Here is a 24,048-nt window from a genome sequence, read left to right as displayed (position 1 = left end):
ACATTAGCTGGTTTTTTCTTTTGAGGCGGCCTCCGACGAATTCGGAGGTCATCTGAACCCGTCCGTCATCCGGATGACCGTTCGCTCTCCCGGCGAGCGGGAGAAAGGCTTCCGGAATCGTGCGGCCGTTTTTCGGTTGCGAGAATACCGGCGGGCATGTTTCAATATGCTGGAGAGGACAACACCGACGGAAGGAAACTGCTTATGGGGAAAAATCGAGGATACCGGGCCGGCATGGCCGGGGTGCTGTTGTCCGCCGTCCTGATCGGGAGCGAGGCGGCTCCGTTCCCGTTCGCTGCGAGCGCCGCCGCGGAGACCGCGGCCGCATCGGCCGGCCAGTTCAGTTCCGCCATCTTCCAGAAGCTGCAGCAGCGCAGCGAGAGCTTTACGCTTCAAGTGCCGGGCAGCGCCTCCGCTTCGCTGAAGACGGCGGAACAGGCGTTCGAGACGGCCATGAAGCAGGACGATTACGTAAACTACGCCATCAAATCGTACCGATACGCTTCCCAGTCCGACGGCAAAAGGGCGAAGGTTACGATCCAAGTTACTTATTGGGAGAACGCTTCTCAATATGCGTACGTGGAAAGCAAGACGAAGCAGATCGCGGCGTCGATTTTTAAGACGGGCATGAACGACCATCAGAAGGTGAAGGCCGTTCACGACTGGGTGCTACTCCACGTCGCTTACGACCGGACGCTGCGCAAGCATTCCGCGTACGATGCGCTGGCGACGGGGCAGACGGTGTGCCAAGGGTACGCTTCGCTGACCTATCTGCTGTTGAAGAAGGGGGGAGTGACCGTCCGGATCGCCGAAGGAACGGTGCCGACCGGCTCCCATGCCTGGAACCTGGTAAAGCTGGACGGCAAGTGGTACCACCTGGACACGACGTTCGACGACCCGGTCCCGGATGTGAAGGGGCGCACCGAATACGGCTACTATCTGCTCACCGACGCGCAAATTCGCGCCGACCACAAGTGGACCTTGACGTATCCGGCGGCCACGACTTCGTATCGAACGGCGCTGAGCGGCCTGCTGAAAACCGATCCGAAGCGCAAATCGTTCTATAACGGACTCAGCCAGACGCTCGGCTATCCGTACCTTCAGCCCGAGAACACGGCGAAGTCGACGTCGGACATCGCCTCACGGCTGAAGGCGGCCGTCAAGGCGGGAAAATCCGCGCTCACCGTCCGCTACGTGAATGGCTCCAGCGCGAAGGTCGACCTGCAGGCGCTGCTCGACGCCGTCTCGGCGGTCACGTCGATCCGCAGTTCGGCTGCCCGGTTCCCGGCCGGCGGCGCGAACGATGTGCTGCTGACGCTGACCTTCCAAACGGACTGAAAAACTGCGGAGACCCGCCCCCCGAGGGGCATAGCGGCACGCCGTGCCGCAATCGTCGCCGGCGGCCCGCCCCTCAAGGGGCATAGCGGCACGCCGTGCCCCTCGGGCATTCTTCTTTTGAGGCTTCGCGTCGCTTTTTGGGGATTATTCTCGGAGGCTCCCCAATTATCCGAAAGGATTCGGCATGAGCACGAGCAGCAGCGCGGCCGCAACCACGACGGCGCCGATGGCGATCCAGATCCGCCTTTTCATCTTTCCGCCTCTTTTCCGCGGCTCCCGCCGCCGTTATTGGATTTCCTTCTTCCGGAATACGGATATACCCAGCAGCGTAAACACGGCCAGTGCCGCCAGCGGCGCAATCACGCACGTCAGCCATTCGCCGCCGTTCAGATGGAATTCGGCGGTTTGCGCGAGCAGCCTGAACGGCGAGAGGTCGTACAGCTTCTCGAAGATCGCGTACCTCTGCGCGAGCGCCATCAGCACCTGGTCGATGAACAGGAAGAAGAGGAGCGCGATCCCGATCGTTTTGCCGCTGTCGGCCAACGCCACGGCGATGAAGGCGGCGACGGAAGCGAGCGCGGCCGCGAACAGGACGGTGAAGCCGAGCGTCCGCAGCAGGTAAGCAGCGACCGGAACGCTCCCGGGGTGCCCGAATCCGTTCAGCAGGCCGGACGCGGACATGACTCCTCCGGCGGCCGCGGCGATCAGCGGGGCGATGAGGGACGCCAGCACGATCCCGAGCGAGAACATGCCGAGCTTGGACAGGTAAATCTGTCTTCGGTCCCGCCCGACGGATACGGACCGCTTCAGTACGCCGGATGCGTATTCCGCGGAGATGAAGAAGCCGGCCAGAATGCCGAGATGCAGCTTCATCAGGAACGAGTTCAAGGTCAGCGAGTTGACGTACAGCTCGATGGCTGAATGCCCGATCCGGTATCCTTCGATCTTCGGAGAGCTTAAATAGGATACCGTCACAAAAAGAACGGTCATGATCGCAATGCAGCTGCAAATGAGGTTGAAGGCTCCATTTTTCCGCAGCTTGTACCATTCGGCGCTCAGCAGGTTACTCATTGGGGGCAGCACCCCCGATCCGCCGGACGAAATAGCTTTCCAGCGATTCTCCCATCGGACCGAACTGCTCGATACCGAGCCCGGAGGCGGCCAGCGCGGACGAAACCCGGATCGGCTCTTCCGTATACCGGAACAACCGGATGGAACCGTCTTCGGCCGTTTCGAATTCGGTCGTCCCCAGCTCCCGCGCGAGCACTTCCGCCGCCCGCGCCGGGTCGTCCACTTTGATGTGCAGATGCTGCCGGCATTTGTCGCCGAGCTCCTGGGCCGTCAGCTGCTCCAGCAGGCGGCCGCGGTGAATGATGCCGTAATGAGTGGCGAGCAAGTGAAGCTCGCTCAGAATGTGGCTCGAGATGAGAACGGTCATCCCCGACTCTCCGTTCAATCGTCGGAGCAGGTCTCTCATCTCGACCACGCTCATCGGATCGAGCCCGTTCGTCGGCTCGTCGAGAATAAGAAACTCCGGCTCTCCGAGCAGGGCGATCGCCAGATCCAGGCGCTGCCTCATGCCCAGAGAAAATTCTCTGGCCGGCTTCCGGCCGGTGTCTTGAAGGCCGACGATCGCCAGCGTTCGATCGATCGCTGTCCGGTCGCGGATCCCCTTCTGCCGACGCTGCACCTCCATGTTCTCGTAAGCGGTCAGATACGGGAACAAGGCCGGGCTCTCGATCGTCATGCCGATGCGGGCTCTCGCCCGAACGACATCCTCGTCGCCGCTCTTCCCGAACAGCTCGACCGTGCCTGACGTCGGCGAGGCCAAGCCGGCGACGATCTTCATGAGCGTGGATTTTCCCGCCCCGTTCTGTCCGATGAAGCCGTAAATGCTTCCTTTGCGAATCGACAAATCGACATCCCGCAAGGCGGTCTGTTCCTTGTACTGCTTGGTCAACCCTATCGTTCGCAAGACGAACTCCGGCTCGTCCGATTTGTCCATGCCCATCACCCCCGGCAACCATCATAGCTTGCCGAGGGTAACAATCCGTTAGCGCTTCGTTTAAATTTCGTTTACTTTCGAATCTCGACCCGCGTTCCGTCCTCGCCGGAGACGACTTCCCATCGAAGCTTCATTTCCCGGGCCATATACGCGGCGATCTCCAGGCCGATCCCGGCCCCTTTCCCGTCCGAGTCGCCGGTAAGCCCCGGCCCGCGGTCGCGGATCTCGATCCGGTCCGGCTTCACGGCAACGGCGATATACTTGCCCGACCGGGCGTGGCGGTTCACGTTCTGGTAGCAGTTGTCCAGCATCCGCTCAAGCCAGGAGGGATCGACTTCCCAATGCAACGGCGTTTCCGGCAGGTCCAGCTCGATTTGGAACCCCATGCTCTCGAACACCGGATACCAGTCGACGAACGAACGCCGGACCAGACGAGCGATCTCCGTCCGCTCCGGACGATAAGGGTATTTTCCCGACGTCAGCAGCGAGTAAGAGAGAAGATTGTCGACCAGTTGGCCGAGGAAGCTGATTTTATGATCGATCGAAGCGGCCGAATCCCGCGCCGCGGGGGTGAGCGGCTCCTTGTTCAGGCGGCTCGCATGGCCTCGAATGGCGGTCAGCGGCGTTCGCAAATCGTGAGAGAGGCTCGCGATCAACTGCCTGCGCAGCCGTTCTTCCTCCCGTTCCCGCTGCCGGCTCTCCGCCAGTTCCCGGACCATTCGGTTGAACGATTCTTCGAGCTGCCCGATCTCGTCCCGTCTTCCGGTGCGAATCGGAAGCGGAAGGCCGTCGTCGGACGGGCTGGCCATCGTCTCCTGCAGGCTCCGCAGCCTTTTGCGAATCCTGCCGAAAAAGATCCAGGAAATCGCCACGAAGAGGACGAGCACGAAGACGAGCAGGCTTAAAGCATCAGGAGAGGAACCGGAGGATTCCGAAGGAACGCGGGACGGGAAAACGCCGACGGTCGCGAGCAAGAAGCATACGGGAAGAAGCGTAGCGGCCAGGAAGTGAAGGAGCAGGTATTGGTTCAACAAGGATTTTCTCGTCTTCATTGCTTGACCCTGTAGCCGAGTCCGCGAACGGTCTCGATGATTTCCGGGACGGCCGGCTCCTTCTCGATTTTCTCCCTCAACCGGCGAATGTGGACCATGAGCGTTTTGTCGCCTTCGAGGTACGGTTCTCCCCAGACCGCCTCGTAGATCTGCTCTTTCATCAGAATCTGATTGGGGTGGCGCAGGAAATACAAGAGGATCGCATGCTGCTTGCCGGTGAGCGGCACTTCCTCGCCGGTGCGCCCGTCGACGACGGTGTTATCGGTGAAGTTGACGACGATATGGCCCAGTTCGACCGAGTGTCCGCCTCGCCGCCCCCTTCGGAGCAGCACTTCCACCCGCGCGGCCAATTCGTCGGCGTGAAACGGTTTGGTAACGTAATCGTCCGCGAACTTCAGCCCGGTCAGCTTGTCGTCCACGTCCGTTCGGGCGGACAGCATCAGGATGGGAATGTGAGGCGCCGCCCGCTTGAGCCTTTGTCCGACCGTGAAGCCGTCCAAGCCGGGCAGCATGACGTCGAGGATGGCGAGATCGCAGCGGGGCAGCTCCTTGTCCGCTCCTTCTCCGCTTCGAAGCCAGTTCACCTCGTAGCCTCGCTGCCGGAGGTCGTCCGACACCCAGCTTCCGATCTCCGGGTCGTCCTCGATATACAAGATTCGGCGGTTCAACGGCATCACCTTCGTTCCCGGTATTGGCGGCCGGCAAGGTCCGGCAGGGAGCTTGGCCCGGGTCCGCTCGCTATCATCTTACCATCGGAACGGTTCGGGATAGAAGAGCCGTCTTCTTTTGAACGGTCGATCCGGGAAAAGAGGGCGCCGGCGTCACGCGATCGTATGCGACAGCACCAGCCCGCCGTAAGCGAACGCGGCGACGATGACCAAGGCGGGATGCCACTTCTTTACGGCCATCGCCCAGAAGGCGACCGCGGCGATGCCGAGCGTCTGCCAGATGCCGATGGCGCGAAGGGATTCGGCTCCCATCTGCCAAGCGAGGACGAGCATCATGACGGCGATGACCGGCTGGACGAGCAGCGTCATGCCTTTGACCGCTTTCGAGCCGCGGTACTTGTGCAGCAGGCTGATCAGGCCGATCAGCGCGACAGCCGACGGGACGGCGGTGGCGGCGAGGGCGATCAGAAGACCGATCGTGCCGGTAACGTGAAAGCCGACGTAGGCGGCGATCTTGGTGGCGATCGGGCCGGGCAGCGTATTGCCGAGCGCGAGCATATTGGAAAATTGCAGGTCGTTCAGCCAGCCGTAATGGGTGACGATCTCCCGGTACATGAGCGGAATCGACGCGGGGCCCCCGCCGTAGCCAAGCGCATTGGCGAGGAAAAAGCCGAGCAGCAGCTTCCACCACTCCATCAGACATCGCCCTCCTTGCGGCGCTTGCTTCGATCGAGCCGGGCGCGCAGCCGTTCGGCCATCCGGAAATGAACGGCGCCGTAAGCGAGAAACAGCGCGATGACGATCGCCGGATGGATCGGCACGACCTCCAGCAGCAGGAACGTCAGCGCGAACGCGGCCAGCCCCGCCGCCCAGCCCAGTCCCTTGACGGCTTTCTGGCCGAATTCGTAGGCCATCATGCCGATCATGACGGCGATCACCGGCACGACGGCGGCGATCATGCCGGCCACGGCCGCCGATCGGCTCAACCGCTGAACGATCGACATCAGCGCCAGCATGGCGGCCGAGGAGGGCAGAATGTGGGCGATCATCGCCACGGCCGCGCCGGTCCAGCCTTTCTCCCGGTACCCGAGATAAGCGGCGATCTTCGTGGCGATCGGGCCGGGCAGCGCGTTGGCGACGGCCAGCACCTCGCCGAACTCCTCGTCCTTCAGCCAGCCGTAGCGGGAGACGGCTTCATAGCGGATCAGCGGGATGACGGAGGGGCCGCCGCCGTAGCCGAGAACGCCGGTTCGCACCATGGCCGCGACAAGCTGAACGTAGCGGTTGCTTAAGAAAGCGGAGCCCATCGCTACAGCCTCCATCCCATGCGGCTCTTGTAGCGGGTGATGAGCACCTGGCAGTCGACGCTCATGATGCCGGGCAGCGGGTACAGCTTCTCCTTGAGGAACGTCTCCATCGCCGGATTGTCGACGAACAGGCCGTGCATGTGCAGCTTGCTCGGGCCGGTCATATGGTAAAGGCTCGTGACGGAAGGCTCCTCCGCCAGCCGGTCGGCGATCTCCTGCAGGAACTTCGGTTCAACCTCGACGTTGAAAAAGGCGGAGACGCCGATCCCGAGCTTGACCGGATTGACGACGGCCGTGAACCGCTCGATGACGCCTTCCTCGATCATGGCGTTGATGCGGGTTTGCACGGCGACTCGGGACAGGCCGATCTCTTTGGCGAGATCGGTATAAGAGATGCGCGCGTTCGCGAGCAGGGCGGCGATGATTTTGCGGTCGGTTTCGTCGATATGGGCGTCGGGCATTTCGTTTTTCGGTTTGTTTTGCACGGGAATGCCTCCTAGCATGGGGGAATCGCGATGGAACCAGCGTACAGCAATCTTTCGTCCGCTTGCATTGTGTAATAATATATCTGTTTAAAAATACGAATTCAACTAAAAAATTTATTCAGGATTACGAAATAGTCGTTCATGGGATTGATTGCTTTCGTTTCGTCGTGCTATGTTGAGGGTGAAAAGGGACGGGAGGGAACGGGATGGAAGCGAATCGGCCTGCGATAGGGACGGAGACGATGGTGGTCAGCCCGCATCATTTGGCTTCCTTGGCGGGGGCTCGCATTCTCGAGCGGGGCGGCAACGCCTTCGATGCGGCCGTCGCCGTCAGCGCTTGCCTGGCGGTCGTCTATCCCCACATGACGGGGCTCGGGGGCGACTCCTTTTGGCTGACGTATCAAGCGCGGGAAGGGCGGGTGCGGGGCTACAACGGCAGCGGCCGCTCCGGAGCCGGGGCGACCGCGGAGGCGTTCGCGGGGCTCGCGGCGATTCCGACCCGCGGGATTCGCAGCGCGGTAACGGTACCGGGGATGGCCGACGCTTGGGCAGCCGTGCACGAAGCGTATGGCCGGCTCGAATTCGGCGAGACGCTGGAGCCGGCGATCGGTTATGCGGAACGGGGTTTTCCGCTGTCGCCGGACCAGTACGCCAATGCGCGAGAACATGCGGCCATGCTGGCCGCGACAGCGGAGACGGCAGCGATCTACCTGCCGGGAGGGCAAGTTCCCGCCGCGGGTACAAGGTTCGTTCAGGCGCAGACGGCGAGGACGCTTCGAACGCTTGCCGCAGGCGGGCGCGACGCTTTCTATAAGGGGGAGATTGCGGCCGGGATGGCCGGCTTCCTTCAAAAGCGGGGCGGCTTGTTGACGAGGGAGGATTTCGCCGAGCATCGCGGCGATTGGGTCGAACCGCTCGCAACCGGGTACCGGGGCTACGACGTCTACCAGATGCCGCCGAATTCGCAAGGCTTCGTCGGGCTGATGGCGCTGAACGTCCTGGAGACGTTCGATCTCGCTGCCGTCCGGCACGGTTCCGCCGACTATTACCACCTGCTGATCGAAGCGCTGAAGCTAAGTTTTCGAGACCGCGACGAGGTGCTGACCGACCCGGCGTTCCATGACATTCCGCTGGATCGGCTGCTGAGCAAAGAATACGGCGCGGAGCTGGCGTCCGCCATTCGCGCGGACCGTGCCGCGGAGGTCGACGCGAGGCCGATGGGAAGCGACACGGCGTTCGCCGCCGTCGTCGACAAGGAGGGGAACGCCGTCTCCTTCATCCAGAGCCTGTACTTCGAGTTCGGCTCCGGCGTCGTCGCCGGAGACACGGGCATCCTGCTGCAAAACCGCGGCTCTTTCTTCTCGCTCGAACCCGGCCACGTCAACAGTCTGCGGCCCCGCAAGCGGACCTTCCATACGCTGATGCCCGCCATGGCGCTGCAGGGCGGCCGTCCGCGCTTCCTGTACGGCACGCAAGGCGGCGAAGGCCAGCCGCAGACGCAGACGGCGATCTTCACGCGCATGGTCGATTACGGGATGGACCCTCAGCGGGCGGTAAGCGAGCCTCGCTGGGTATGGGGGCGAACGTGGGGAGAACCGACGCGGGAGCTGAAGCTGGAAGCGCGGATCGACCCGGCGGCGGCCGCCGCTCTCGCCGCGGCCGGGCACCAGGTGCGGATCGTCGGCGCCTTCGACGCCGTCATGGGTCACGCGCATGCGATCAAGATCGACGAAGCGGGCTTCCTGCAAGGCGGCGCCGATCCCCGGAGCGACGGAGCCGCCGTCGGCTGGTAAGCTATTGCCGCTGCTGCTTCAGCATGTGCTTGAACAGCAGCACGAGCTTCAGCTTGAGCAGGTCGGAATACGATTTGAACTCGACCTGCAGCAGCTCGCCGATCTTGTCGAGGCGGTAAGCGGCGGTGTTGCGGTGGATGTAGAGCTGCTTCGCCGTCTCGTTGATCTGGCCGTTATTCTCGATGTAGAGCTCCAGCGTGCGAAGCAGGTCCTGCGCGGAATCGGGCGCTTTGTCGATGATCGGTGAGAGCGTCATATCGAGAAAACGGCGCATTTTCTCCTCCGGCACCGATTGGAAGATGTAAGCCATCTCCACCGTCTCGTATTCCGTCACGAGCGAGTCGATTCCAAGCCGATCGGCCGTATCCCGGGCGTCCGCGCATTCGCGGTACGCCTGATCGAGCTGCTCCGGCTTATGCTTCGTATGGCTGAGCGAGATGCGCAGGCTGCTTCCCGACTCGGCGGCGACGTCGGCGAAAATATTGTTCAGCAGATGGGCCAGCTTCCCTTTGCCGGAAGCGGCCGCCGCCGGCAAAATCGACAGAATCGAGTCCTCGGCCGGAAAATGAAGCGGGCTTAAATCCTTGAGCAGCGGATTGTATTGAAGCTCCTGGCGGATGGTCCGAAGGAGCCGCTCCTTCTTGGGCTCGCTGATCGCCGAGACGTGGAATACCGCGCAGCGATAGGGCTCGCCGCCGAACGGGATGCCGAGCCTCGCGGCGCATTCCAGCAGCGTGTCGATGGAGATGTGGCTTTTCAAATAATTGCGGAGCAGGGAGGCGAATTCGTTCTGCGTCGACTGTTCCATATAATGCCGTTCGACGGCGTTCAGATGGTGCGAGATCATCTCCGCGGCTTGATGATACAGCCCTTCTTCCTCTTTGGGCGACAGGCCGCGCGGGATTTGGAAGACGACGCTTCCGACGACGTCCTGCCCGGCGTCCGTGCTCCTCAGCGGCAGCCGCATCAAGTTCCATCGCTCGGTACGAATCAACTGCACGGCCGGCTTCTGGGGGTGCTTTTTCAGCAGCTCGAGGTCGGAAGGGGCCAGACTCGTATAAAGCACTTGCCCGCGCAGCCCGACGACCGCCAGCGGGACGCCGAGAATGCAGCCGATCGTCTGAAAGATTTCGCCGGCCCCTTTGGGCGCGAGGGCGAAGCGCATCAGCTCCTTCTGCTTGTCGAGCACCCCGTGCAGCAGCTTGGTGCTTCGCTGCAGCTCGGCATTGAACAAGCCTTTCATCTGGTCGGAGAAGGTGAACGGGAACGGCAGCTCGATCAGGGGGAACCCGAGCCGGTCCGCTTCGGCGAGCATGTCGTCGGGCACGTTGGCCCAGAAGCGTCCCAGCTTGATGCCGATCCCGGCCGCGCCTTTTCGAGCGAGCTTCCGAAGCAGCTGAACTCCTTCGGAAGGGGCGTCCTTCATCAGGTAGGCGGTCGTAAACAGGATGTCTCCTTCCCGCACCCAATCGGATATATCCGGCGCGTCCATCACGTTGACGGACTTGACGATGCGGCTCACTCCGCTCTGCCCGGCCGTAAGCTTTCCCTCGGACAGCGGATATATTTTCAGTGCGTCTTCCACGGTCAGATACATGGCGGAACCATCCTCCTTTGCGGAAATCCTGAAGCATTCATACATCGTCGTTGAAGCGGCTGCGGCATGACCGGTGGATGCGGATGCGTTGAACGGGTCAACCAGTCGAAAAATTCGGACGGTAAAACGGTGCTGCGGGAGATAAGGTGACGCGGAGAGGGGGCGAGCTGCCCTTAACGGTTGAACGAAAGGTTTTGACTCCATATTAAGCCCGTTTGCTCCGGATGGCAACAGATCAGGCGTGAATTATCGCAAATTACCTTCCGAAAACATGACATAAATGTTACCTTTTCGAACTTTAGACAACAAATTAATTACAAAAAGACTGCATTCCCTTTGTGCGGAGTTACAAAAAGGCGGGCGATCGCCTTGTGGATTTGGAGGTTTGCGTTATAAAATCTAACGCAAAAGATTCCGCCAACCGCAAAGGAGAATCGATATGGAATTCGGCAACGTGGCGATTCGCCGGAAAGTCCCTTGCGTTCTCCGCGACGGGGTAACGCTCTATGCCGATATTTACGGGCCGCCGCCGGGCGGCGGAGATTGCCCGGTGCTGCTCATGAGACAGCCTTACGGAAGGATGATCGCCTCCACGGTCAGCCATGCCCACCCGGTGTGGTACGCTTCGCGCGGCTATATGGTCGTCGTTCAGGATGTGCGCGGCAGAGGGGATTCCGAAGGAGAGTTCGTGCCGTTCGCGCATGAGGCGGAGGACGGCTTCGATGCGGTGGAGTGGGCCGCCGGGCTGCCGGGTTCGAACGGACGGGTCGGCATGTACGGCTTTTCCTATCAGGGAGCGACGCAGTGGGCGGCGGCTTCCTTGCGCCCTGCGCCCTTGAGGGCAATCGCTCCCAGCATGACGGCCGCGGATCTGTATCATGGCTGGATGTATCCGTACGGAAGCTTCGATGTTCAGGGCTGCCTGCCTTGGGCGTACCAGCTCGCAAGGGACGGCGCCCGCCGGGCCGGGGATGCGGAGGCGGAAGCGATCTGTTCGCGCGCGATGGCGGATCCCGGCGGCATCCTGCGCCGGCTGCCTTACGACAGAGGGCATCCGCTGCTGGAGAAATATTTGCCCGCATTCTTCGATTGGGCGGGACGTCCCGAATACGACGAATATTGGGCGCGGCTGAACTGGCTTGAGCCGTTCCGAAAGCGGCCGATTCCCGCGCTCCATATCGGCGGGTGGTACGACTTTCTGCTACCTGGCACGATTCAATCGTATGCGGCGCTTCAGGGGGACGCGGAGCGGTCGCGCGATCTGTTCCACCGGCTGGAGATCGGGCCGTGGACGCACATTCCGTGGGGGCGCAAAGCCGGCGGCATCGATCATGGGCCAGGCGCGGACGGCGGCGTCCATCTCCTTCAGGTCCGCTGGTTCGATTATTGGCTGAAGGGCGAGCGCGAGAACGGTCTGTTCGAGGAGCCGCCGGTTCGCTACTTCGAGCCGACGGCCCGCAAGTGGGAGGAGGCGGAGAATTACCCCCAAGGCGAAGGGGGCGGACGGCGGGTTTATTTGTCCGGTTCGGAGCTGCCGGCGAACGGGGCGCTTGGCGGCGGCCGGTTGAAGGAACGGCGGGAGTCGGTGGACGGCGCCGCCGCGCCGGACGTGTTCGTCTACGACGCGCGGCTGCCGATGCCGCTCGCTTCCGCGCTGCCTGCGGATCAGAGCGCCCGGCAGGATCGCTATGAAATTCTCGTCTATACCGGCGAGCCGCTGGAAAAGGAACTGCCTTTGTTCGGTTCCCCGAAGCTGAGCGTGCGCTGCCAGGTCATGGACGGCCCGACCGACCTGGTCGCGACGCTGACGCTTATGCTGCCTGGCGGCGAGGCGAGGCTGCTGTCCGTAGGGCGGGCCGAGATCGGCGCCGCGCCGCCGGAAGATGGGGTCTGCGGCTGGGAGACGGCCGAGATCGCGCTGCGGCCGCTCGCGATTCGCTGTCCGGCCGGCTCCGCGCTGCGGCTGGAGTTGACCGGCAGCGGATTTCCGCTGCTGCTGCGCCATCCGAACGGCCGGCCGATCTCGACCGCCATGCAGGCCGGGCCCGGCGACCTCAAGATTGCGGCCGTCGCGGTAGCCAGCCGGCCGGAGCTCGCTTCCTGGCTGGAATTGCCGGTCGTCGATCGAATGGCGACGGAGTAAAAGGGCGGGACGCCGGTTTGCGCGGCCCGATCATCAGGAATGAGGAGAGTGCGACCATGCCTACCGTTCTCAAAATCGTCAATGCCGCGCTGCCGCTTCGGGACGAGTCGCGGCTGTATTCGTTGACTGCCGAGGATGGCGTCTGGACGTCCGTCGAACCGCAAGAGGTCGAAGCTCCGCAGGTTCCGGGGCGGGTGCCGATCGACCGATGGAACGGAGAAGAGGCGGAGCCGGGCCGTGCGCTCTGCCTTGATGCCCGAGGCCAAGTTGCGCTTCCCGGTCTGGCGGATGCCCATATGCATCTGGATAAAGCTTTCTCGCTGCCCCAGGTCGGGAACGTCTCGGGGACGCTGGAGGAGGCGGTGAACAATTACGCCTCGGCCGCCCCTGCTTTTACCAAGGAAGAGCTGAGGGCGAGGATCATGCGCTCGGCGCTGCAGGCCGTCTCCTGCGGCACGACGGCCATCCGGACCCATCTGGATTTCCACGTCCGGCACGGCCGGGAGGTGGCGCTTCGTACTGTCGAGGCGGCGCTGGAAGTGAAGGAGGAGCTTGCGCCCTACGTATCCATTCAACTGTTCCCGATGCTGCCTTGCTACGATTTGACCGAAGAGGCGGTGGAGACGGCGGCGGAAGCGCTGCGGATGGGCGCGACGGGCGTGGGCGGAGCTCCCCATATCTCGCCTCGGCCGGAGCCGGAGATCGACCGGCTGTTCGCGCTGGCGGAACGGATGGCTTGTCCCGTCGACCTTCATGCGGACGAGAGCGACAATCCGAACGTTCGTACCGTCGCCCACATTGCCCGGAGGACGATCGAATACGGCTGGACGGGAAAGGTGACGGTCGGGCATCTTTGCTCGCTTGCGGCGATGACGGATAAGGATGCGGGCGAGCTGATCGGCCTGATCGCGAAAGCGGGGCTCGGCGCCGTGACGCTTCCGGGCGCGAACCTGTACCTGCAGGGCCGCCGGGATCGCTTTCCGGTCCGTCGCGGCGTGACGCGCGTCCGCGAGCTGCTGGACGCGGGAGTGACGCTCGCGACGGCGTCGGACAACATACACGACCCGTTTCATCCGTTCGGCAAAGGGGATTTGCTGCAGATCGGCTTGATTACCGCCTACGCCGCGCATATGGGCAGCCCGGCCGACATGAGGACGGTGCTGCGGATGATGACCGAGCATCCGGCTGCGGTCATGGGGCTGCCGGACCGGGGGATCGAGCCGGGCAATGACGCCGATTTTGTCCTGTTCGACGCTTCCTCGCCGGAAGAGCTGTTCGCGATGGTGCCGGAGCGGCGTTGGGTGTGGCGGAAGGGGCGCTGCCTGAAAGCGGCGGGCGGCCGGGCGGAGTGGAAGGTGCCTGCGTTGTCGCAACGATGGGAAGACGCCTGCGAAAGAATCTCGTTCCGAAAAAGGGGGTAAGGCGGCGATGGGCAACCTTCTCGTTGTCTATTACAGCGCCTATGGCCACGTGTTCGACATGGCCCGGGCGGCGGCCGACGGAGCGTCTGCGTTCGGGAGCGAGGTCAGGCTGCGGCGCATCGCGGAGATGGAGGCCGAGGCGAACCGGACGCCGTACCAGGACAAGTTCAAGAAGCGGGAGTCGGAGTCCGGGCTGGCCAAGCATTTCAAGACGGTCGGCCGGTTCGAGAAGTATGAGCGCTCGCTGGAGCGGCAGAAGGACATTCCGTTCGCGAGTCATGACGATCTGCGTTGGGCCGACGGAATCGTCTGGGGCTTCCCAACCTATTTCGGCTTTATGCCGGCGCAGGTGAAGCTGTTCCTGGAGTTCGCCTCCGACCTTTGCGCGGACGGCAGTCTGGAGGGCAAGCCGGCGGGGCTGATCACGAGTTCGGGATCCATCCACACCGGCCAGGAAGCGACGATTCTCACCTCCATGGTCCCGCTGTTTCACTTCGGCATGATCATGGTCGGCTTGCCGTATTCGGAAAATCCGGAATACTTGACCGCGGACGCCATCGGCTGCTCGCCTTACGGGGCGTCTACCGTCGCCGGCCCGGACAGCTCGCGCTCGCCGGACGATCGGGAGCTGCTCATGGCCGGGCGGCTCGGCAAACGCGTGGCCGCCGTCGCTTCCGCGCTCCGCAGCTCCGGGTTTTTGGCTCGCTAGGTTTTGGCGAAGCCGCAACAGCCCGCCGCTTGTTCCGCCTAACAGGGCGGGGCGGCGGGCTGTCGCCCGTTCCCCCGCCCCACGCTAACGAAACTACGCGTTCTTATTCGGCGAAAAAGCGGAACTTCGCATTTCTAACGAATCTGAGCGATCTTATTTGCCTTGATTGGTTCGCCTGAAGATGATTTTCCGTCAAATAACGTTTCTCAGTTTCGTTACATTTTGGAAACCGTTGATTCTGCACGAATAACGTCGCTCAGATTCGTTAAAGCAATACGGACATTCGTTGCCCCACCCCAAATGTCGCTTGTCGCGTAATTGGTGACTCCGACTAGTCGGGGCTCTTTCGCTGAATCCGCCGAAGTTGCGCCCATGTGAGTAATCTGATGACTCTCTTCCGCTGAATTCTCCTAAAACTCGCCAGTGTAAGTGATCTGATGACTCTCTTCCGCTGGATTCTCCTAAATCTCGCCCGTGTGAGTAATCGGCTTGCCCTCTTTCGCCGGATTCTCCAAAGTTCCACCCATGTAAGTAACCTGGTTACTCACTTCCGCCGGATTCGCCGAAGTCTCGCCAAAGTGAGCAAGCTGGTTGCTCTCTTTCGCTCGGTCCGCCGAAGTCGCGCGCATGTGAGTGGCTGGCTTAACTCTGCCGCAACCTTAATGTCAAATAAAATAACATAAAAATTCCACTTAGATCGTAAGATCAACCAATCCGAGAACCTTTTCATTGTAAATCCGCACATATCTCTATCCGAATCGTTGAACATTCAGATTTTCGCGTAATATAATGTGACACAAATAGGCGCCTGCATTCCGGGCGGCCGTTGAGGCACCGCCTGACGAGAGCGGAACGCCGATGCCATATCCAATCGGGAGGGATCAAGATGAGCTCATCTTTGGCGGCGATACCGAGCGCGGGAGAGGAGGCCGGCAGCGGCGCTTCCGGACTGCTGGTCGGCATGGAGCAGATCGGGAAAATTTATCCGAACGGCACGGTGGCGGTTCAGAACGTGAATCTGCGGGTGGGAGAAGGCGAATTCCTCTGTTTCGTCGGGCCGTCGGGGTGCGGCAAATCGACCATTTTCAATATGATCGCGGGATTGACGGGCCATACGTCCGGGCGCTTGTCCGTGCTGGGCACGACGCCGAAGGAAGCGCGCAAGATGAACGAGATCGCGTTCGTGTTCCAGGAGCATACGCTGCTGCCTTGGTCGAAGCTGATCGACAACGTGACGATGCCGCTGACGCTGCGGGGCGTTCCCAAGAAGGAGCGGATCCGGGAAGGGGAGCGGGTACTGGAGCTGGTCGGCCTGAAGGATTACCTGAAGGTGCTTCCCCGCCAGCTCTCGGGCGGGATGAAAATGAGGGTGTCGATCGCGAGGGCGCTCATCTCCCGGCCGAAGCTGCTGCTCATGGACGAACCGTTCGGCGCGTTGGACGAAATTACCCGCCAATCGCTTCAAGACGAGCTGCTGAACATCTGGCGGCAGGACCGGAAGATGACGGTACTGTTCATTACCCATAACGTTTTCGAAGCGGCGTTCCTATCCACCCGGGTTGTCGTCATGACGCCGCGCCCTGGAAAGATCGCCGACATTCTCGAGATTCCGACGCCGTTCCCGAGGTCGGACGACTACCGGTCTTCGCCGGAGTTCGGGCGGCACGTCCATGCGGTATCGGAAACTCTCAAGCACTAGAGATCGCGGTCCGGACGATCGGCAAGCCGGACAATCTCGCATCCGAAAGGAGAAGGAGCATGGAAAAGTTGGTTGCAAGCGTCAACGTGTTGCCGGAGCAAGAGAGCGGCGCGTCGCCTTCCGTGCCGGCCGCCGCCTCGGTGCCGGACGGGAGAATGGGGCGGAAAAACGCTTCGTCCTCCGGTTCGCTGTCCCGGAAGATCGTCTCGCTCGCGGTGCCTCCCCTTGTCGTCTTCGTCTTGTTCGTCGCCCTTTGGGAGATCGTGATCCGAATGTCCGGAGTTCAGCCGTACTTGTTCCCGAAGCCTTCCGATATCGTGACCGCCGCTTCGGAGAACTGGCATAACCTGCTCGTCTCCGTCCGAACGACGATCGCGGAAGCGGTGCTCGGCTTCGCGCTCAGCGTCGTGCTCGGCGTCGCGTTCGCGGTCTTGCTGGCCCTTTCCAAAACGGTGGAGCGAAGCGTCTACCCGTACGCGATCATCCTGCAGACGATCCCGATCGTCGCCGTGGCCCCGATCATCGTCATCTGGTTCGGCGCCGGGATGAACGCCATCGTCATCATCGCTTTTCTGATCGCCTTCTTCCCCATCCTCTCCAACACGCTCATCGGCCTCAATTCCACCGAGATGAATATGAAAAATCTGTTCTACCTGTACAACGCGACCAAGTGGCAGACGATCTGGAGGCTGCGCATCCCGGCGGCTCTGCCGTACATTCTGGCCGGGATGAAAATCTCCTGCTCCCTGTCGGTCGTAGGCGCCATCGTCGGCGAATATATCGCGGGCATCGGCGGACTGCAGGGCGGCCTCGGCTATGCGATCACGGTGGCGTCGACGCGTCTCCAGACCGCCTACCTGTTCGCATGCGGCCTGACCGCCGCCGTCATGGGGATCGTTTTCTTCCTGCTGATCAACGCTTTGTCGAATCGCTTGCTCCGTTCCTGGCACGATTCCGCCATCAACAGTTAAATCCGCAACCGGCAGAAAGAAGGGGTTCGCATGAATCGAAATCGCAAAAGAAGCTTATCCGTCATCATGGCCGCGTCGCTCGTCGCGGCGGCGGGCTGTTCCTCGGCAGGCGGCGATTCCGCTCCTTCCGCTTCCCCGAGCGATACCGGAACGTCTACGGCTCCTTCCGCGAGCCCTGCCTCCGCCGCCGCGTCGTCCGAACCGCAGGAACTGCAAAAAGCGCGCCTGATCGAGGGGTGGTACGCCAAAGGAGAGGACGGGGGCTATTTCGCGGCCCTTCAGCAGGGCTATTACAAGGACGCCGGCGTCGACATGACGATACAGCCCGGCGGACCGCAAATTTCCGGTCTTCAGCTCGTCGCTTCGGGCAAGGCCGACTTCGGAATCTCCTACGCCGACGATATTTTACGGGCGCGGGAGCAGGGCATTCCGGTCGTCGGACTGCTGGCCGGCTTCCAGTATACGCCGCAGGTGCTGATCTATCACAAGGACGACGACGTGAAAGGGTTCGAGGATTTGAAAGGGCGAACCGTCTTTATTCAGCCGGGCGTGCTGTATTGGGAGTATATCAAGTACAAGTACAAGCTGACCGACGTGAACGAGCTCAATTACACCGGGCAGCTCGTCAACTTCATCAAGACCAAAGGTTCGCTCAATCAGGGCTATATCACGAACGAGCCGTACGCCCTCGGCCAGCAAGGCATCGATGTGAACGTGCTGAAGATCGCCGATTCCGGCTATGCGAACTATTGCGACGTTCTGTTTACGACCGAAGACTATTTGCGCAAGCATCCGGATATTGTCCAGGCGGTCGTTCAGGCAAGCCAGAAAGGCTGGTCGTACTATCTCGACAATTACAAAAGCGTCAATCCGTTTATCCAGACGTTCAACAAAGATATGACGGTAGAGGCGATGAACTACGAGGCGGAGCAGGAGACGCCGTTCATTCTGAACGATGAGACGAAAGCCAACGGCATCGGCTACATGACGTTGGACCGCTGGAAAACCGTTCAGCAGCAGCTGCTGCAAATCGGCGGATTGAAGGCGGAGCAGGACGTCTCCAAGGCGTTCACGACGGAATACCTGACCAAACCGTAAAGCCCGTAAAGCGGATCGCGAAAGGAGGGCGGCCATGCGGCGATTGGGCAATGAGAGAAACTATTGGCTGGTGGATCGGGAACGGGTCGACATGCGCAGGGGCGCGCACCCGCCGATCCCGGTCTCGTTCGCGGCGCAGCCGCAGCGGTTGACGCTCGATCTGGCCCGCAGCGCGATCGTCGTCGTCGATATGCAGAACGATTTTTGCGCGCCGGGAGGATGGCTGTCCTCCATCGGAGTCGACACGTCTCCGCTGCTCGCTCCGGTGGAGCCCCTCGGACGGCTGCTTCCCGCGCTGAGGCGGACCGGCGTCCCGGTGATCTGGCTGAACTGGGGCAACCGGGAGGATCGGATGAACCTCAGTCCGTCCGTGCTTCATGTATACGACCCGGACGGCGAAGGTCGCGGCATCGGCAGCCCGTTGCCGGCGAGCGGCTCCCGCGTGTTGGAGAAGGGGAGCTGGGGCGCGGCGCTGGCGAGCGGGCTCGTCCCCGGGGCGGAGGACATTCAGGTGGACAAATACCGGATGAGCGGATTCTGGGATACGCCGTTGGACAGCATCCTGCGCAATCTCGGCGCGATGACGCTTCTATTCGCGGGCGTCAATCTGGACCAATGCGTCATGCACACCCTGCAGGACGCGGTCTGCCTCGGCTACGACGCGGTGCTGCTCGAAGATTGCTGCGCCACCAGCTCGCCTTCGTTCTGCGCGGATGCGGCTCTCTACAATATCAAACAATGCTACGGCTTCGTCGCCGGTTCCGGGGATCTGCTCGGAGCGATGACGGACGCGGCGGGAAAGGAAGAGGCAAAATGACGATGCCGACCTTGGTGCTGGGCAGCTTCGAAACGTGCCCGGTTCGCCAAATCTCCGCGGGAGATTCGAACAAGTTCGTCCTGTTATGCGACGGGACGCAAGTCCCTTTCGTTTCCGTCGTCGAAATTTTCGACGCAGGCGGGCAGACGCCTCCGAACGAGCATGCGGAAGCTTACGAATATTTCTATGTGCTGGATGGGGAGGGGGTAGCCGTCGTCGGCGAATCGGAAGCGCCGATCGGCACGGGTTCTTTCTTCGTCGTTCCTCCCGGGAACAATCACCAAGTTCGCAATACCGGCCTGGGGCGCTTATACGTACTGACGACGATGGTGCCGGACGAGAAGTTTTCCGATTTGATCAAGTCGGGTCCCGAAGCGACTCTGGACGAAGAGGATTTGCGCGTGTTGAAGGGCATTCGTTCCGCGGGGGCCGGCGTCTGATGCCGGCCGCGCACGGAAGCCGCAAGGCGCTGCCGCTTGATTAGCTCCGGCTCGCCGCCGAACTTACGGAGAAAGAGGGAGGAAGGATGATACGGAGCGGATGGAACGCTTATATCAAGGAGGATTTGACCGTCGAGCCGACGGGCGGCGGAGGGTTGGACCGGCTGGAATTCGCGGTCAAGGACGTGTTCGCGATCGCCGGCCATACGAATTCGGCCGGCAACCCGGACTGGCTGGATAGCCACGGACCCGCCGAGGAGCATGCCGAGGCCGTGAGCCGGCTGCTCGGGAACGGCGCCCGCTTGAGAGGAGCGGCCGTGACCGACGAGCTGATGTTCAGCCTGAACGGAGAAAACCATTACTACGGAACGCCGGTCAATCCGCGCGCTCCCGGCTGCATTCCGGGCGGTTCCTCCAGCGGTTCGGCCGTTGCGGCGGCGGCGGGTCTCGCCGATTTCGCCCTCGGCACCGACACCGGCGGCTCGGTGCGGGTCCCTTCCTCGTATTGCGGCCTGTACGGCATTCGGCCGACGCACGGGCTCGTGCCGCTGGACGGCGTCATTCCGCTGGCCCCCAGCTTCGATACGGTCGGCTGGATGGCGCGGGACTGGGAGACGCTGCTGCGAGTCGGGCAAGCGCTGATCGGCGGCCAAGAGGCGACTTCCGACGGCGCCGAATTCCGGCGCCTGATCGTGGCCGGCGACGCCTGGGAGACGGCCGATCGCGACTGCCGGCAATCGCTGGCCGGCCCGTTGGCCGTTCTGGAAGCGATGATGGATAGCCGGCGCACGACTTTGGCGCCGCAGGGGCTGGCGGCCTGGGCCGCCACGTTCCGGACGCTGCAGGGGTATGAGATCGGACTGGCGCACGGCGAGTGGATCGCCGGCCGCCAGCCGCGGTTCGGACCCGGAATCGCGGAGCGATTCGCTTGGGCGGGCACGCTTCGGCTGGAGGATCGCGACCGCGCCCTGCCCGCCCGCGAGCGGATCCGGGAGGAGCTGATCGCGCTGCTCGGCGACGACGGCTTGCTCGTCATCCCGACGGCTCCGTGCACGGCGCCGCGCATCGGGCTCGCGGGCGCGGAGATCGAACGGACGCGCGCCAAAGTGATGCAGCTGAGCTGCATCGCCGGACTCGGAGGCCTGCCGCAGGTCACGATGCCGTTCCGCAGCCAAGACGGCTTGCCCGTCGGCCTCTCGTTCATCGCCGGCCCCCGCCGGGACCTGCGGCTGCTTCGCTGGGTCGGCGACGTAGCGGTACGCGCGCTTCAAGGGCAATCGGTCACCGGCTGAGCGTTCGGGAGAAGGCGTCTCGGCGGGGCTCCCGCCCGTCGCCGGCCCGGGCGGCAGAACACACGGAAAGGAACGTGCCTATGTTCATTCGATATGAAGGAGCCGCCTGGGAGGAACGCTTCCTGCCCAGGCTGACCAGCAAACAGATCCGGGAACTGCCCAAGGACAACGCGCTCGTCATTCTGCCCATCGGCGCCGTCGAACAGCACGGCCCGCACCTGCCTGTTATGACCGACGCCCTGATCGGCGAAGCGACGCTGACAAGGGCGATGGAACTGCTGTCTCCCGAAGCGCAGGCGTGGCTGCTCCCGCCGATTGCCTACGGCAAGAGCAACGAACATCTCGGTCTTCCGGGGACGGTATCGATCTCCGCGGCCACGCTGCAAGGGCTCGTGATGGACATCGCGGCGAGCCTGAAGCTGAGCGGCTTCGGCAAGCTGCTGCTGTTCAACACGCACGGCGGCAATGTCGACCTGCTGAACGTCGTCTCTCGCGAGATTCGGATCGTCCACGGCATGACCGTGTTCTACCTGTCGCCTTCGAGCCTGGGCGGGGCGGAAGGCGTTATCGATCCGGAAGAGATGGAGTACGGGATTCACGGCGGCGATTACGAGACGTCGATCGTCATGGCGATCAAGCCCGGCTGGGTGCAGAGCGATTGTCTCGTATCCGAGGTGCCGGCGATGGGCGACAAGCGCTTCCTGACGCTGGAGGGCCGCATCCGCTTCGCCTGGCGAATGGCGGACATATCGGCCAGCGGCATCTGCGGGGACGCCACGAAGGCGACGGCGGCCAAAGGAGAGATCATCCAGGGACGGGTCGCCGGCATTCTGGCCGAAGCGCTGACGGAGCTTTGCGAGTTCGATGTCGCGGACGTCAGAGGCGCGCCGGAGGGATCCCGATGAGGCTCGCGACCGTTCGGATCGGAGGGCGGGAGGAGGCGGCCGTCGTCACGGCCGGCGGCCTCGTGACCGTCCGTCTGCTCAATGAAGCGGCGGGAACGGGTTGGAGCCGCGACGTGCAGGGGCTGCTGGAGCGCGGGGAGCTGGAGGTTTTGGACGGCTGGCTCGCGGGTGAAGGCAAGAGCGAACTGGCGCGGCTTGAGGCGCAGGCGATCCCGTCGGTCCGGGCCCTGTACGCGCCGCTTTACCGCCGTCCCCGCAAAATATGGGGCATCGGCGCCAATTACCGGGCCAAGGCCGAGGACATGAACGTCGTTCCGCCCGACGCGGAGCCGATCTGCTTCCTGAAGCCGGACACGAGCCTGATCGGTCCCGGAGACGCGATCGAGCTTCCGCCCGAAGAAGGGCGGTTCACCGCGGAAGCGGAGCTCGGCATCGTCATCGGCCGAACGTGCAAATACGTGAGCGAAGCCGAGGCGCCCGGCGTGATCGCGGGCTTCGCGGCGACGCTCGACATGACGGCGCAGCATATCCACGCCCGCAACCCGCGTTTTCTCGGCCGTTCCAAAAGCTTCGATACGTTCTTCAGCTTCGGTCCGGAATTGATTACGCCGGGCGAGATCGAAGATCTCGGCTCGCTCCGGGTGGAGACCGTTCTGAACGGCCGCATAACGCATTCCGCATCCGTTGCCGACATGATCTATTCCCCCTGGTTCATCGTCTCCTATTTCTCCCGGATGATGACGCTGCTGCCCGGCGACGTCATTATGACCGGCACCCCGGGCTCGACGGACATTCGCGAAGGCGATGCCGCGGAGTGCCGGATCGGCGGTTTCGCTCCGCTGGTCAACCCCGTTCGCCCGGAGGCGGCGAGACCGTCCGTCTCGGGCGCCATTAACGACTAAAGGCAGGTGGCGTGCATGTCTCAAGCGTGGAAAATCGAGGCGGAGGCCGGAGCCGGTCTCGGCGGTCTTCCGGTCTATACGGACGAATCGACGGTCGAGAAGCTCTCAAAAGATTTCTATTGGTATTCGCCGGTGCTGGACCGGAAGCTGAAGCATAAAAAAGCCGACGCCGTCTTCGCGCCTCAGAACGAGGGCGAGGTGGAAGCGGCGCTCGCCTTCGCCTACCGCCATCGCATTCCGGTGACGGTCCGGGGAGCGGGCACGGGCAATTACGGCCAGGCGATCCCGCTGGAGGGCGGAATCGTCTTGGACTTAAGCGGCCTGGACCGCATTCTCGAGATCGGCGAGGATTTCGCGCGGGTTCAGTGCGGCGTCAAGCTGGGCGCGCTGGAGAAGAAGGCGCGGGAGGAAGGGCAGGAGCTGCGCATCTATCCGAGCACGTACGCCAAGGCGACGGCCGGAGGCTTCGTATGCGGCGGCTCCGGCGGGGTCGGCTCGATCACTTGGGGCAATCTGTGGGACGGCAACGTGCGGGGCGCCGTCGTCTATACGATGGAAGAGCGACCGCGCCGGCTGGAGATCGAAGGAGCCGATCTGTTCGACTACATCCACAATTACGGAACGACGGGCATCATGACGGAGGTCGTCCTCGCGCTCGCTCCGAAGAGGGATTGGATGCAGACGGTCGCCGAATTCGGCGACTTGGAGTCGGCCGTTCGGTTCGGAGAGGCGCTCGCGCGCGACGGCGGCATTCCGAAGCGGCTCGTCACGCCGATCGAATGGCCGCTTCCGTCCTTTTTTCTCCCGCTCAAGAAGGCGCTGAGCCCGGACCGGTCGGTCGTGTTCGCGGAGACGGACGAGAGCTCGCTGCCGCGGCTGAAGCGGCTGGCCGCCGAATACGGCGGAGGCATCGGCCACATCATCCCTCCGGAAAAGTACCGCAAATCGATCGGGCTGTCCGATTTTACGTGGAACCATACGACGCTGTGGGCGCTCAAGGCGGACCCCGCCTATACGTACTTGCAAGCGGGCTTCTCCCCCGATCGTTACCTGGAGCAGCTGAGAACGCTGAAAGGGATGTTCGGAGACGAGCTGCTGATGCACTTCGAATGGGTGCTGGGGGGAGGGAGGCTGCTCCCGAACGGGCTGCCGGTCGTCCGGTTTACCACGGAAGAGCGGCTGTACTACATCATCGAGACGTGCCGTTCGATCGGCGTCGAGATTTACGATCCCCATACGTGGCTGCTGGACAACGGGGGCCGCGGCGCGGTTCCGGGCATGCGGCTGCGGAAAAAGCTGAACGATCCGCTCGGCTTGCTCAACCCTGGCAAAATCGGCTAGTTCGCGGAATAAGGCCGGCAACGAACCGTAAAGTAGGAAGGAACGGATTCGGGATTCCGAGGAAA

General features: G+C 62.5%; 22 protein-coding genes. 14 read left to right on the top strand and 8 right to left on the bottom strand.

All coding sequences use genetic code 11. The features are described from left to right. Positions 1-204 precede the first annotated feature (204 nt). Complete coding sequence (locus tag H7C18_RS14115) at positions 205-1,338, top strand: transglutaminase domain-containing protein (RefSeq protein ID WP_185129710.1); 1,134 nt, start codon at positions 205-207, stop codon at positions 1,336-1,338. A 285-nt stretch (positions 1,339-1,623) separates the two neighbouring features. Here the strand turns inward: H7C18_RS14115 and H7C18_RS14110 are convergent, their stop codons facing one another. From H7C18_RS14110 to H7C18_RS14080, 7 genes are all read right to left on the bottom strand, one after another. Further along, positions 1,624-2,409 (bottom strand): ABC transporter permease, encoded by a 786-nt coding sequence (locus H7C18_RS14110; RefSeq protein ID WP_185129709.1) that lies wholly within the window; start codon positions 2,407-2,409, stop codon positions 1,624-1,626. Next, the gene (locus H7C18_RS14105; RefSeq protein WP_185129708.1) at positions 2,402-3,343 is read right to left on the bottom strand and encodes an ABC transporter ATP-binding protein; all 942 of its coding nucleotides are present in this window, start codon (positions 3,341-3,343) and stop codon (positions 2,402-2,404) included. The genes H7C18_RS14110 and H7C18_RS14105 overlap by 8 nt, the downstream gene beginning before the upstream one ends. Positions 3,344-3,414: 71 nt before the next feature. Further along, positions 3,415-4,395: a HAMP domain-containing sensor histidine kinase gene (locus tag H7C18_RS14100; protein ID WP_185129707.1), complete on the bottom strand. Its 981-nt coding sequence runs from the start codon at positions 4,393-4,395 to the stop codon at positions 3,415-3,417. After that, positions 4,392-5,069: a response regulator transcription factor gene (locus H7C18_RS14095; protein ID WP_185129706.1), complete on the bottom strand. Its 678-nt coding sequence runs from the start codon at positions 5,067-5,069 to the stop codon at positions 4,392-4,394. The genes H7C18_RS14100 and H7C18_RS14095 overlap by 4 nt, the downstream gene beginning before the upstream one ends. Before the next feature lie 147 nt (positions 5,070-5,216). Next, a complete protein-coding gene (locus H7C18_RS14090; protein WP_185129705.1) occupies positions 5,217-5,759 on the bottom strand; it encodes a chromate efflux transporter ChrA in 543 nt (180 codons plus the stop codon). Then, on the bottom strand, positions 5,759-6,385 hold the full coding sequence (locus H7C18_RS14085) for a chromate efflux transporter ChrB (protein WP_238357683.1): 627 nt from the start codon (positions 6,383-6,385) through the stop codon (positions 5,759-5,761). Before H7C18_RS14085 ends, H7C18_RS14090 begins: the two co-directional genes overlap by 1 nt. Continuing rightward, positions 6,373-6,831 (bottom strand): chromate efflux transcriptional regulator ChrS, encoded by a 459-nt coding sequence (locus tag H7C18_RS14080; RefSeq protein ID WP_238357691.1) that lies wholly within the window; start codon positions 6,829-6,831, stop codon positions 6,373-6,375. The genes H7C18_RS14085 and H7C18_RS14080 overlap by 13 nt, the downstream gene beginning before the upstream one ends. Before the next feature lie 230 nt (positions 6,832-7,061). Between H7C18_RS14080 and ggt the strand changes: the two genes are divergently transcribed. After that, on the top strand, positions 7,062-8,648 hold the full coding sequence (ggt, locus tag H7C18_RS14075) for a gamma-glutamyltransferase (RefSeq protein WP_185129703.1): 1,587 nt from the start codon (positions 7,062-7,064) through the stop codon (positions 8,646-8,648). Position 8,649: 1 nt separating this feature from the next. On the opposite strand, the gene H7C18_RS14070 is transcribed toward ggt, so the two are convergent. Continuing rightward, the gene (locus H7C18_RS14070) at positions 8,650-10,245 is read right to left on the bottom strand and encodes a PucR family transcriptional regulator (RefSeq protein WP_185129702.1); all 1,596 of its coding nucleotides are present in this window, start codon (positions 10,243-10,245) and stop codon (positions 8,650-8,652) included. A 439-nt stretch (positions 10,246-10,684) separates the two neighbouring features. Between H7C18_RS14070 and H7C18_RS14065 the strand changes: the two genes are divergently transcribed. From H7C18_RS14065 to H7C18_RS14010, 12 genes are all read left to right on the top strand, one after another. Next, a complete protein-coding gene (locus tag H7C18_RS14065) occupies positions 10,685-12,388 on the top strand; it encodes a CocE/NonD family hydrolase (protein WP_185129701.1) in 1,704 nt (567 codons plus the stop codon). Positions 12,389-12,444: 56 nt separating this feature from the next. Continuing rightward, positions 12,445-13,809, top strand: coding sequence for an amidohydrolase family protein (locus tag H7C18_RS14060; protein WP_185129700.1), 1,365 nt, complete (start codon positions 12,445-12,447; stop codon positions 13,807-13,809). A gap of 7 nt (positions 13,810-13,816) precedes the next feature. Next, the gene (gene wrbA / locus H7C18_RS14055) at positions 13,817-14,518 is read left to right on the top strand and encodes an NAD(P)H:quinone oxidoreductase type IV (protein WP_185129699.1); all 702 of its coding nucleotides are present in this window, start codon (positions 13,817-13,819) and stop codon (positions 14,516-14,518) included. 961 nt (positions 14,519-15,479) lie between these two features. After that, positions 15,480-16,217, top strand: coding sequence for an ABC transporter ATP-binding protein (locus H7C18_RS14050; RefSeq protein WP_238357690.1), 738 nt, complete (start codon positions 15,480-15,482; stop codon positions 16,215-16,217). A 59-nt stretch (positions 16,218-16,276) separates the two neighbouring features. Continuing rightward, positions 16,277-17,188, top strand: a complete 912-nt coding sequence (locus H7C18_RS14045) for an ABC transporter permease (protein ID WP_420481859.1) — start codon at positions 16,277-16,279, stop codon at positions 17,186-17,188. 30 nt (positions 17,189-17,218) lie between these two features. After that, a complete protein-coding gene (locus H7C18_RS14040; RefSeq protein ID WP_238357682.1) occupies positions 17,219-18,286 on the top strand; it encodes an ABC transporter substrate-binding protein in 1,068 nt (355 codons plus the stop codon). 34 nt (positions 18,287-18,320) lie between these two features. Continuing rightward, a complete protein-coding gene (locus tag H7C18_RS14035; protein ID WP_185129697.1) occupies positions 18,321-19,103 on the top strand; it encodes a cysteine hydrolase family protein in 783 nt (260 codons plus the stop codon). After that, positions 19,100-19,543 (top strand): cupin domain-containing protein, encoded by a 444-nt coding sequence (locus H7C18_RS14030; protein ID WP_185129696.1) that lies wholly within the window; start codon positions 19,100-19,102, stop codon positions 19,541-19,543. The genes H7C18_RS14035 and H7C18_RS14030 overlap by 4 nt, the downstream gene beginning before the upstream one ends. Positions 19,544-19,629: 86 nt before the next feature. After that, entirely contained in the window at positions 19,630-20,835 is a 1,206-nt protein-coding gene (locus H7C18_RS14025; RefSeq protein ID WP_202887063.1) for an amidase, read from the top strand. Between the two features lie 80 nt (positions 20,836-20,915). Further along, complete coding sequence (locus H7C18_RS14020; protein ID WP_185129695.1) at positions 20,916-21,740, top strand: creatininase family protein; 825 nt, start codon at positions 20,916-20,918, stop codon at positions 21,738-21,740. Next, complete coding sequence (locus H7C18_RS14015; protein ID WP_185129694.1) at positions 21,737-22,642, top strand: fumarylacetoacetate hydrolase family protein; 906 nt, start codon at positions 21,737-21,739, stop codon at positions 22,640-22,642. Before H7C18_RS14020 ends, H7C18_RS14015 begins: the two co-directional genes overlap by 4 nt. A 15-nt stretch (positions 22,643-22,657) precedes the next feature. Next, positions 22,658-23,983, top strand: a complete 1,326-nt coding sequence (locus H7C18_RS14010; protein WP_185129693.1) for an FAD-binding oxidoreductase — start codon at positions 22,658-22,660, stop codon at positions 23,981-23,983. Positions 23,984-24,048: the final 65 nt, after the last annotated feature.

It is taken from the genome of Cohnella zeiphila (genome assembly GCF_014212055.1).
GTDB lineage: Bacteria > Bacillota > Bacilli > Paenibacillales > Paenibacillaceae > Cohnella > Cohnella zeiphila.
The sequence above is the reverse complement of the archived record's forward strand: the minus strand, read 5'-3'. Positions and strand labels throughout refer to the sequence as shown.

What these genes read in the sequence shown, in the direction of transcription:
- H7C18_RS14115 (WP_185129710.1), top strand. Translation starts at nt 205, where the DNA reads ATGGGGAAAAATCGAGGATACCGGGCCGGCATGGCCGGGGTGCTGTTG.
- H7C18_RS14110 (WP_185129709.1), bottom strand. Translation starts at nt 2,409, where the DNA reads ATGAGTAACCTGCTGAGCGCCGAATGGTACAAGCTGCGGAAAAATGGA.
- H7C18_RS14105 (WP_185129708.1), bottom strand. Translation starts at nt 3,343, where the DNA reads ATGGACAAATCGGACGAGCCGGAGTTCGTCTTGCGAACGATAGGGTTG.
- H7C18_RS14100 (WP_185129707.1), bottom strand. Translation starts at nt 4,395, where the DNA reads ATGAAGACGAGAAAATCCTTGTTGAACCAATACCTGCTCCTTCACTTC.
- H7C18_RS14095 (WP_185129706.1), bottom strand. Translation starts at nt 5,069, where the DNA reads ATGCCGTTGAACCGCCGAATCTTGTATATCGAGGACGACCCGGAGATC.
- H7C18_RS14090 (WP_185129705.1), bottom strand. Translation starts at nt 5,759, where the DNA reads ATGGAGTGGTGGAAGCTGCTGCTCGGCTTTTTCCTCGCCAATGCGCTT.
- H7C18_RS14085 (WP_238357683.1), bottom strand. Translation starts at nt 6,385, where the DNA reads ATGGAGGCTGTAGCGATGGGCTCCGCTTTCTTAAGCAACCGCTACGTT.
- H7C18_RS14080 (WP_238357691.1), bottom strand. Translation starts at nt 6,831, where the DNA reads ATGCCCGACGCCCATATCGACGAAACCGACCGCAAAATCATCGCCGCC.
- ggt (WP_185129703.1), top strand. Translation starts at nt 7,062, where the DNA reads ATGGAAGCGAATCGGCCTGCGATAGGGACGGAGACGATGGTGGTCAGC.
- H7C18_RS14070 (WP_185129702.1), bottom strand. Translation starts at nt 10,245, where the DNA reads ATGTATCTGACCGTGGAAGACGCACTGAAAATATATCCGCTGTCCGAG.
- H7C18_RS14065 (WP_185129701.1), top strand. Translation starts at nt 10,685, where the DNA reads ATGGAATTCGGCAACGTGGCGATTCGCCGGAAAGTCCCTTGCGTTCTC.
- H7C18_RS14060 (WP_185129700.1), top strand. Translation starts at nt 12,445, where the DNA reads ATGCCTACCGTTCTCAAAATCGTCAATGCCGCGCTGCCGCTTCGGGAC.
- wrbA (WP_185129699.1), top strand. Translation starts at nt 13,817, where the DNA reads ATGGGCAACCTTCTCGTTGTCTATTACAGCGCCTATGGCCACGTGTTC.
- H7C18_RS14050 (WP_238357690.1), top strand. Translation starts at nt 15,480, where the DNA reads ATGGAGCAGATCGGGAAAATTTATCCGAACGGCACGGTGGCGGTTCAG.
- H7C18_RS14045 (WP_420481859.1), top strand. Translation starts at nt 16,277, where the DNA reads ATGGAAAAGTTGGTTGCAAGCGTCAACGTGTTGCCGGAGCAAGAGAGC.
- H7C18_RS14040 (WP_238357682.1), top strand. Translation starts at nt 17,219, where the DNA reads ATGAATCGAAATCGCAAAAGAAGCTTATCCGTCATCATGGCCGCGTCG.
- H7C18_RS14035 (WP_185129697.1), top strand. Translation starts at nt 18,321, where the DNA reads ATGCGGCGATTGGGCAATGAGAGAAACTATTGGCTGGTGGATCGGGAA.
- H7C18_RS14030 (WP_185129696.1), top strand. Translation starts at nt 19,100, where the DNA reads ATGACGATGCCGACCTTGGTGCTGGGCAGCTTCGAAACGTGCCCGGTT.
- H7C18_RS14025 (WP_202887063.1), top strand. Translation starts at nt 19,630, where the DNA reads ATGATACGGAGCGGATGGAACGCTTATATCAAGGAGGATTTGACCGTC.
- H7C18_RS14020 (WP_185129695.1), top strand. Translation starts at nt 20,916, where the DNA reads ATGTTCATTCGATATGAAGGAGCCGCCTGGGAGGAACGCTTCCTGCCC.
- H7C18_RS14015 (WP_185129694.1), top strand. Translation starts at nt 21,737, where the DNA reads ATGAGGCTCGCGACCGTTCGGATCGGAGGGCGGGAGGAGGCGGCCGTC.
- H7C18_RS14010 (WP_185129693.1), top strand. Translation starts at nt 22,658, where the DNA reads ATGTCTCAAGCGTGGAAAATCGAGGCGGAGGCCGGAGCCGGTCTCGGC.